At 41.6% G+C, this 6,000-nt stretch carries 7 protein-coding genes; all 7 read left to right on the top strand.

Features of this window, described 5'->3' with window-relative positions; all coding sequences use genetic code 11:
* The first annotated feature begins 20 nt into the window (after positions 1–20).
* The 7 genes from GTK07_RS18815 to GTK07_RS18785 all read left to right on the top strand — a co-directional run bounded on the left by GTK07_RS18815 (position 21) and on the right by GTK07_RS18785 (position 5,931).
* Complete coding sequence (locus GTK07_RS18815) at positions 21–578, top strand: helix-turn-helix domain-containing protein (RefSeq protein WP_313790835.1); 558 nt, start codon at positions 21–23, stop codon at positions 576–578.
* A gap of 204 nt (positions 579–782) precedes the next feature.
* On the top strand, positions 783–1,007 hold the full coding sequence (locus GTK07_RS18810; RefSeq protein WP_161594393.1) for a heavy-metal-associated domain-containing protein: 225 nt from the start codon (positions 783–785) through the stop codon (positions 1,005–1,007).
* 111 nt (positions 1,008–1,118) lie between these two features.
* Complete coding sequence (locus GTK07_RS18805) at positions 1,119–1,682, top strand: DUF305 domain-containing protein (protein WP_036383513.1); 564 nt, start codon at positions 1,119–1,121, stop codon at positions 1,680–1,682.
* Between the two features lie 293 nt (positions 1,683–1,975).
* Entirely contained in the window at positions 1,976–4,234 is a 2,259-nt protein-coding gene (locus GTK07_RS18800; RefSeq protein ID WP_163636610.1) for a heavy metal translocating P-type ATPase, read from the top strand.
* A gap of 27 nt (positions 4,235–4,261) precedes the next feature.
* Positions 4,262–4,471 carry a heavy-metal-associated domain-containing protein gene (locus tag GTK07_RS18795; protein WP_051947607.1) on the top strand — a complete coding sequence of 70 codons (210 nt, stop codon included), beginning with the start codon at positions 4,262–4,264 and terminating at the stop codon, positions 4,469–4,471.
* A gap of 25 nt (positions 4,472–4,496) precedes the next feature.
* Positions 4,497–4,766 (top strand): DoxX family membrane protein, encoded by a 270-nt coding sequence (locus GTK07_RS18790; protein ID WP_036383518.1) that lies wholly within the window; start codon positions 4,497–4,499, stop codon positions 4,764–4,766.
* A gap of 610 nt (positions 4,767–5,376) precedes the next feature.
* Entirely contained in the window at positions 5,377–5,931 is a 555-nt protein-coding gene (locus GTK07_RS18785) for an RNA polymerase sigma factor (protein WP_036383520.1), read from the top strand.
* Positions 5,932–6,000: the final 69 nt, after the last annotated feature.

Raw genomic sequence — 6,000 nt, 5'->3', positions numbered from 1 at the left:
GGTCCAGTAAATCGAAAGATGTGTTGTACATCAAAAACATGGTCTGTCCGAGATGCATCATGGCCGTCAAAGGTATTTTGGACGATGAGGGCATTCCCTATATGAATGTGTCGTTGGGTGAAATAACCCTCAATGGGAAAATCACGCCTGAAAAACGGGAAGGTCTCAACGAACGACTTGAGAAAATTGGATTTACGATCATCAACGATCGTAAAGGTCAGTTGATAGAACAGATCAAAAACCTAGTGATTGAGGCGATACACTACACCGGACCCATGGAAAAGGTCAAATGGCCCGAATACCTTTCCGATGGATTGCATCTTGACTATAAGTATCTTAGTTCGCTGTTTTCCGCGGTGGAAAGCATTACCTTGGAGCAATATATCATCAACCAAAAGATTGAAAAGATCAAAGAGTTTCTTGTTTATGACGAATTGGGCTTAAAGGAAATAGCGTTTCAATTGGACTATAGCAGCGTTGCCTATTTAAGCAACCAATTTAAAAAAGTTACTGGAATGACACCTACACAATTTAAGAAAAGTGCCATACAAAATAGAATATCGCTTGATGATATTTAACCTCTACCATTAAGGGCGCAATACCTTTCCAAGGAACCATCCTCCTAAACGCTATTTAAAAAACACCTTTCTTCGCAAATGGGTCAAGGTTTGTTTTTTTTCAAACAACGCCCTTATACAGAAAGTGTTACTTTTCCCATACGTGTTGGAACCAACATTGTTGATTCTAGGTGTAAAATTGTTAAAATAAAAAATGATCACAACATGAAAAGAAGATACCAAATAGAAGGAATGACTTGTGATGGCTGTAGGGGGCACGTTGAAGAAGCTCTTTTCAATGTGGCCGGTGTAGCCGATGTAGCGGTCGATCTAAAAAACGCAGAAGCTACAGTGGAGTCGCAATTTGAGGTCCCCCTTGAAAAGCTACAAAAGGCATTGGAAAATAAGGGGGGTCAATATAAAATACAAGCGATGAACAAAGCCAATTGAACCGATATACGATAACTGGGACAGGTAAATTGTCAGGCCTACAATTGGAATGGAACAATACAATACTCGAAAGTCAAGGAATAATCACAATAACCAGATAAAATTTGCACAATGGAAGATAGTCAAAGGAAATCCAATAATTATTTAAAGTTTTTTGCGATGATTGGTACTTCAATGGTCGCCATGTTTTTTTTAATGTACACCCACTCATATCAAATCATTGATCACTTTTGGTATAGTGAGACTAGATTTTTCATGACTTTGATTATGGGGGGATCGATGATCATTATTATGCTGCTATATATGCTACAGATGTATAAAGACCGACGCAAGAACATGTCAATATTAGCCTTGGGTGTTTTGTTGATTGCAGGTGGGATATGGCTGGTCAGGAGTCAGGTCACCGTATCAGGAGTCGACTACATGGAAGGAATGATACCCCATCATTCCATTGCTATTTTGACCAGTGAACGTTCTCAAATAAAAGATGTCAGGGTACGGGAGCTTGCCAATGAAATTATCAAGGCACAACGCAGGGAGATAATGGAAATGCAGTGGTTGATAAACGACATTAAGGAAAATGGAATAGTGGAAACCGAAGCAGGAAAAGAAAAGCGGCCTATTCCTAAATTCGAGGGATCGCTTAGCGAAGAAACAAAGAATCTGGCCGAATGAGAGGCGATTATTTACTACCAATGTTCTTGTTTTGCCCCAAGTTCACTACAATGGTTTGTCCTATCGAATATATTCTAAACTGATCGGTGCAAATTCTCCAAAAAAGATTGACGTGGGCGAACCTGATTTCATAGATGTTGCCGAATTCTATAAACCACTCACCAATTATTAGTACTTGACGAGGAAAGATAAAAGTTGATTTTTCGGAAAATTCTACAACTCTTTCAGTAAATAACGTAACAGTCCATTTTAGGTCTATTCTGAAATTTGTACCATACAAATCGGAGTAGAAAATGGATGCAATCGATATTATTGAGGACACCGAAAGGAAAGCGAAGATGGTGTCAAAAAAATCTTTCCCGGTCACTGGAATGACCTGTGCTGCCTGTGCATCCAGCGTGGAATCCATGCTGGGCCATACCGAAGGGGTCTACAATGCCAGTGTCAACTTTGCCAACAGTATGGTCCTTGTGGAGTATGACAGTGCTATGGACCTAAGCGATCTTCAAAATGCGGTACGTCAAATCGGTTATGATATAATTGTGGATGCCGAGGATCCTACCGAAGTACAGGAAGAGCTTTCGAAAAAGCATTATGTATCCATAAAAAAGCGAACCCTTTGGTCCGCTATTTTGACACTTCCCATTTTCCTTCTGGGGATGTTTTTTATGGATTGGGTCCCGGGTAGGTGGATTTCGTTGGTACTTGCCGTTCCTATCCTGTTCTGGTTTGGCCGAAGCTTTTTCATAAATGCCTTCAAACAGGCCAGATTCGGTAAGGCCAATATGGATACCTTGGTCGCACTCAGTACGGGCATTGCCTTTTTGTTCAGTGCATTCAATACCTTTTTTCCTGAATTTTGGCTCAGTAAACGCATGGAACCCCATGTATATTATGAGGCGGCCACAGTGATCATCACCTTTATTTCATTGGGGAAATTATTGGAAGAAAAGGCGAAATCAAATACATCCTCCGCCATAAAGAAATTGATAGGGTTGCAGCCCAAGACCTTAAAGGTGATAGCAGATGGGGAGGAAAGGGAAATCCCTATTTCTTCGGTCAAGATAGGTCAAACGATATTGGTCAGACCGGGAGAGAAAATCCCTGTGGATGGAACGGTGTCCAAAGGAAGTTCCTATGTTGATGAAAGTATGATCACAGGCGAACCCGTCCCTGTAGAAAAGACAAAGGATGAAAAAGTTTTTGCCGGTACCGTAAACCAAAAAGGAAGCTTTCAGTTTGTAGCTGACCGGGTGGGAGGGGAGACCCTTTTGTCCCAGATCATCAAGATGGTGCAGGAAGCACAGGGGAGCAAAGCGCCCGTACAAAAATTGGTGGACAGGATTGCCGGTATTTTTGTTCCCGTGGTAATGACGATTTCACTGGTGACATTTATCACCTGGATGTTCCTGGGAGGTGAGGACGCTTTTACCCATGCACTGTTGACCGCAGTTGCCGTATTGGTAATAGCTTGTCCCTGTGCGCTGGGTTTGGCAACCCCCACGGCCATCATGGTGGGAATCGGCAAGGGGGCCGACCACAATATTCTCATCAAAGATGCGGAAAGCCTGGAGTTGGGTTACAAAGTGAATGCCATTGTCCTGGATAAAACGGGTACCATAACTGAAGGAAAGCCTGTGGTGACCGATATGGTCTTTGCGGACCATGTGACCGATCACAGGGCCCTGGAGCAAATTTTATATGCCATGGAAGGACAGTCCGAACATCCCTTGGCTGAAGCCGTGGTCTCCTTTTTAAAAAATAGAAAGGTAAATCCGGTCGAAATTTTGAACTTCAATAGTATTACAGGAAAAGGTGTTCGCGCTGAGGCATTGGATGGAACCCAATACCTTGTGGGCAATCATAAGTTGATGGTCGAAAAAGGAATCGCCATGGATGACAACCTGGGGCACATGGTCGAAGGGTTAGAGCAGGAGGCCAAAACGGTCATATACTTTGGCGGTGGAGGCAAGGTGAAGGCGATTTTGACCATTATGGATAGTATAAAGGAATCCTCAAAGGAAGCCATACGGGAAATGCAGGGGAATGGTATGGAAGTTTACATGATGACCGGTGATAACAAGATGACCGCCGAAGCCGTATCACAACAGGTGGGTATCAAAAGCTATGAAGCCGAAGTACTCCCATCAGAGAAAGCTGATTTTGTGAAAAGGCTTCAAGAAAGTGGAAAGGTGGTCGCCATGGTGGGCGATGGTATCAATGATTCGCAGGCACTTGCCCAAGCAGATGTCAGCATCGCCATGGGCAAAGGGTCCGACATTGCCATGGATGTCGCGAAAATGACCTTGATCACCTCTGATTTAAATGCCATTCCCAAAGCGTTGAAGCTCTCCCATAAGACCGTTATAGGTATAAGGCAAAATCTTTTTTGGGCCTTTATATACAATATCATTGGAATTCCTATAGCTGCAGGGCTGCTGTATCCGATCAATGGATTTTTGTTAGATCCGATGATAGCTGGTGCCGCTATGGCCTTTAGCAGTGTATCGGTCGTATTGAACAGTTTGAGACTTAAAACAATTAAACTTTAATAATTCTCTAATTTAAAATTGATGAACATGAGTACATTACAATTCAAATCAAATATTAAGTGCAGTGGGTGTGCCAATACCGTAAAACCATTTTTGGATAAGGTGGATGGCGTGACCGATTGGTCGGTTGACTTTGCCTCCCAAGACAAATTATTGACCGTACAGACCACAAGTGCCACGGAAGAGGAAATTACCTCTGCCGTTGAATCGGCTGGATATCATTTGACCAAGAAATAAAGGAATGTCCAGAAGAATATATTAAATGGTTCGAATAGGATTGGGGGTTACCTTAATCCTATTCGGGTTGGATATGTTTTTTGAACTTCTTCCGCACAACCAAGTGATGATCAAAGAATTTGTGTTCGCTTGCCATGGGCTGCTGACCAATGAATTTATAATGTCCATGGTAGGTGTTGTCGAACTTATATCCGGAATATGCTCGATTATTGGAAGATGGATAATCGTTGCACTATCGGTCATGGTCTCCATTGCTTTTGGAATCCTTGGTTTTAACTTTAAGGTTGATATATAGCCTTTTTATTGATATTTTATAACCATTGGGGTTGCCATATCCCAAACCTCTTTAGAAGACACGGCCGTAATTGCTTCGTCCCTATCTCATAACTTGCACACATGACGATATAGGTCGTGTTAAAAATCAAGCTGAACTCCCTTTAGGAAACCGATGTGTGTAAGCCATGATCAATCTTATTCCGGAGTTGTACATCCAAACACAATAGTAGGATTTAGTTCATCTACAATTCCAATGCTTTCGGTATAGGGTTACAGTAAGCTAATTGGTGAAATGGGTAATAGGGGAATCAAAGCTCCTCTTCATATTTTTTTAAAAAACAAATCATTTAAAGATTTTTTTATAATTTGTTAACGTTTTTTGGTATTTATTCTATTGGTCACTTCAGATCAAAGAATTGAAATAAGGAGCTTATACAGCTTCCCTTTATTAAAAATAGCCCAAGATTGTATTGGGGGATTTTTATGTAACGGCACTTTTTCGTTTGAGATAAAGGTAGTTCATGCCACTTTGCTTGAACTACCGCTACGTTAAGAGCGTGAGACAGGTATTGGTGATACAATGGAAGTATTCCCAATGGTCGCGCGCTGAATGACCAAGACGAAAATATATGGACCAAAAAAAATACAGTGATGAACATCTTCTTGTTGAGCAGCTGAAAGAAGGCTGCCAAGAAGCCTATGGATACCTTTTTGGGATATACCATAGAGAACTGTGCAATTACATGACGGTGGTCTCTGGCAGTACAAGGGTCGCCGAAGATATAGCCCAACAAACTTTTATTAGGTTATGGGACAACAGGGAACGGTTGGTTGTCCAAGAAAACAAACTAAAGCATTACATCTTCAAAATAGCCTACCACCTCTTTATAGACTCAAAACGGAAAAAGAAAAAGGAATTTGAGTTGTTGGAGAGTCTCAAACAAGAAGCGTATCTGGAAGTTGCAGATACCGATGCTTCACTTTTTGAGGAACGATTGAAAAGAGTGGAGACCGAAATAGAAAACCTCCCCGAACAGTGTAAGCGGGTCTTTATAATGAGTAAAAAGGAAGGCCTTAAATACCAAGAGATCTCCGAGAGACTTGATATATCCATCAAAACTGTTGAAGTGCATATGGGCAAAGCACTGAAAAGACTTAGGGCCCAACTGACCATTTTCTTCTAAAAACCTCTCTGTAGGTTCATTTTCCCTGAATTGTTCCTTCTAAAGTTTCAGGGCAAAAAAAGCATACTC

Origin of the sequence: Flagellimonas sediminis (assembly GCF_010500845.1) — a bacterium.
Taxonomy (GTDB): Bacteria; Bacteroidota; Bacteroidia; order Flavobacteriales; family Flavobacteriaceae; genus Flagellimonas; species Flagellimonas sediminis.
Note: the sequence above shows the minus strand (reverse complement) of the source record. Positions and strands in the feature narration are given on the sequence as shown.

What these genes read in the sequence shown, in the direction of transcription:
- GTK07_RS18790 (WP_036383518.1), top strand. Translation starts at nt 4,497, where the DNA reads ATGGTTCGAATAGGATTGGGGGTTACCTTAATCCTATTCGGGTTGGAT.
- GTK07_RS18810 (WP_161594393.1), top strand. Translation starts at nt 783, where the DNA reads ATGAAAAGAAGATACCAAATAGAAGGAATGACTTGTGATGGCTGTAGG.
- GTK07_RS18805 (WP_036383513.1), top strand. Translation starts at nt 1,119, where the DNA reads ATGGAAGATAGTCAAAGGAAATCCAATAATTATTTAAAGTTTTTTGCG.
- GTK07_RS18800 (WP_163636610.1), top strand. Translation starts at nt 1,976, where the DNA reads ATGGATGCAATCGATATTATTGAGGACACCGAAAGGAAAGCGAAGATG.
- GTK07_RS18795 (WP_051947607.1), top strand. Translation starts at nt 4,262, where the DNA reads ATGAGTACATTACAATTCAAATCAAATATTAAGTGCAGTGGGTGTGCC.
- GTK07_RS18785 (WP_036383520.1), top strand. Translation starts at nt 5,377, where the DNA reads ATGGACCAAAAAAAATACAGTGATGAACATCTTCTTGTTGAGCAGCTG.